The following is a 2,278-nucleotide window of genomic DNA, read 5'->3' on the forward strand; positions in this document are numbered from 1 at the left end:
CGCTGACGCCGCCAACGCCGGGCGACGACCTGCAGGCCTGGGTGGACGCGCTGCCGACCCTGCCGCTGCGCGAATACTCGATCGCTTCGGTGCCGGCCGACGGGCTGCTGCAATTGGTGGTGCGCCTGACCCTGCGCGACGACGGCCGCCCCGGCGTGGGCGCCGGCTGGCTGTGCCAGCATGCGCCGGTGGGCGCGGTGCTGCGCGCGCAGGTGCGCGCCAACCCCGGGTTCCGCCGGCATGGCGATGCGCCCATGCTGCTGATCGGCAACGGCACCGGTATCGCCGGCCTGCGCAGCCTGCTGCGTGAGGCCGCGCAGGCCGGTGTGCAGGGGCACTGGCTGTTGTTCGGCGAACGCAATGCCGCGCACGATGCGCTGTTCGGCGACGAGCTGCGGGCCTGGCGCGACGCCGGCCATCTGCAGCGCCTGGACCTGCTGTTCTCGCGCGACCAGCCGCACAAGCGCTACGCGCAGGACGGGTTGCGCGAGTCTGCCGACGCGGTCCGCGACTGGGTGGCGCGCGGCGCCACCGTGTACGTCTGCGGCAGCCTCGCCGGCATGGCGCGCGGCGTGGATACGGCGTTGCGCGAGATCCTGGGCGAGGACACGCTGGATGCGCTCAGCGCGGATGGGCGCTATCGGCGCGATGTGTATTGAGGCGATGCGCCGATCGCAGTGCGATCCAGGCTCTTGCGTGCCTGCCCCGATCGTCGCTGCGCATCATGATGCTGGGCTGAGGACGGTGGCAGCCATTTCAGGGAGCCTCTGATCCGAGCGGAATGCGCGCGTGCAGCAACCGGGCGATGCGTCGAGTGCCATGCGTCGGGACTGAAGTCCCTCCCACAACGGCCTTGTGGTCCCGCTTGTTGTGTGTCGGCGCGGCAGCAGACCGGCATCTGCCTCGCGTCGCCGCGCAATCCGCTTACCTGCAGTCGCCGCTACCGGTGGCGGCCGGTGCCTTGATCCGGTACAGGTCGCGCTTGCCGGCCTTCGGCGCGCGGGCGCTGCCGGACAGCAGCAGTTCGCTGGGCTTGGAGGCATCCAGCACGGCGCCGGCGGTGTGGCCGTCGCTGCCGTTGAACGACAGCGACAGCGGCTGCGGATCCACGTAGCGGCCGCCGGCGCATTGCGCCAGCAGCACCTGGCTGCTCGTACCGCCATGGGCACGCGCGAACAGCAGCGCACGGCCGTCGCCGAGCCACGCCGCATCGGTCTCGTCGTCGGCGCTGTTGACCCCGGCCAACGCCTGCGGTGCTGCGAACGCCTGGCCCTCCTGGCGCGCCACGAACAGGTCCAGGCCACCGGCGCCGCCATGGCCGTCGCTGGCGAACAGCAGCCGCGTGCCGTCCAGCGACAGGGTCGGCGCACGCTCGTTGCCCGGCGAATTCACTGCCGCGCCCAGGTTCTGCGGCGCGCCGTAGCCGCCGTCGGCCAGTACCGGCGCGCGGTACAGGTCGCTGCCGCCAAGGCCGCCGGGGCGATCCGAGGCGAAGTACAGCCAGCGCCCATCGGCGCTGAAGAACGGGTCGCTGTCCAGGCTCGGCGAGTTCACGGGCGCCGGCAGCGGTTGCGGGTCGCGCCAGCGCCCGTCGCGCAGCACGGCCTGCCACAGGTCGCCGCCGCCGGGCCCGCCGGGGCGGTCGGGACTGGCCCAGACGATGCGCTGGCCGTCGGGCGCGACGCTGGCGCGGGTCTCGTCGGCGGCGGTCGATACCACGCCCATGCCCTCGATGCCGAATTCGGAAAGCGCGAACGCACACGGCGCGCAGAGTAAACTCGCGGCCAGCGCGAGCGGCAGGGCAGGGGTCCGCATGAGGGATTCCATGGAATGTCGCCGCCAGTCTAAAACAACCAACGAGCGCTCCATGCCCAACTCCCGTTTTGCCGTGTTCGGCCATCCCGTCGCCCATTCGCTGTCGCCGCACATCCATGCCGCCTTCGCCAAGCAGACCGGCATCGCCCTGCAGTACGAGGCGATCGACGTCCAGGCCGACGGGTTCGCCGCGGCGCTGGCCGCCTTCGCCGCCGACGGCGGTGTCGGCGCCAACGTCACCTTGCCGCTGAAGGAAGCCGCGTTCGCCCTCAGCGTGGTGCACAGCGCACGCGCGCAGTCGGCCGGTGCGGTCAACACCCTCAGCTTCCGCGACGGCCAGTGGCATGGCGACAACACCGACGGCGCCGGCCTGGTGCGCGATCTGACCGGCCGCAATGGCCTGGACCTGCGCGGCCGCCGTGCGCTGCTGCTGGGCGCCGGCGGCGCCGCGCGCGGCGTGGCG

At 72.5% G+C, this 2,278-nt stretch carries 1 protein-coding gene and 2 pseudogenes; 2 read left to right on the plus strand and 1 reads right to left on the minus strand.

Translation table 11 applies throughout. The annotated features are described in order from the left end of the window. A pseudogene (locus tag D183_RS0114915) lies at positions 1 to 659 on the plus strand (iron-uptake factor); the annotation flags it as partial. Between the two features lie 265 nt (positions 660 to 924). Here the strand turns inward: D183_RS0114915 and D183_RS0114920 are convergent. Beyond that, positions 925 to 1,815, minus strand: coding sequence for a TolB family protein (locus tag D183_RS0114920; protein ID WP_026144505.1), 891 nt, complete (start codon positions 1,813 to 1,815; stop codon positions 925 to 927). A gap of 52 nt (positions 1,816 to 1,867) precedes the next feature. Here D183_RS0114920 and D183_RS0114925 point away from each other — a divergent pair. Continuing rightward, a pseudogene (locus tag D183_RS0114925) lies at positions 1,868 to 2,278 on the plus strand (shikimate dehydrogenase); the annotation flags it as partial.

The organism is Xanthomonas sp. SHU 199 (assembly GCF_000364665.1).
Lineage (GTDB): Bacteria > Pseudomonadota > Gammaproteobacteria > Xanthomonadales > Xanthomonadaceae > Xanthomonas_A > Xanthomonas_A sontii.

What these genes read in the sequence shown, in the direction of transcription:
- D183_RS0114920 (WP_026144505.1), bottom strand. Translation starts at nt 1,815, where the DNA reads ATGCGGACCCCTGCCCTGCCGCTCGCGCTGGCCGCGAGTTTACTCTGC.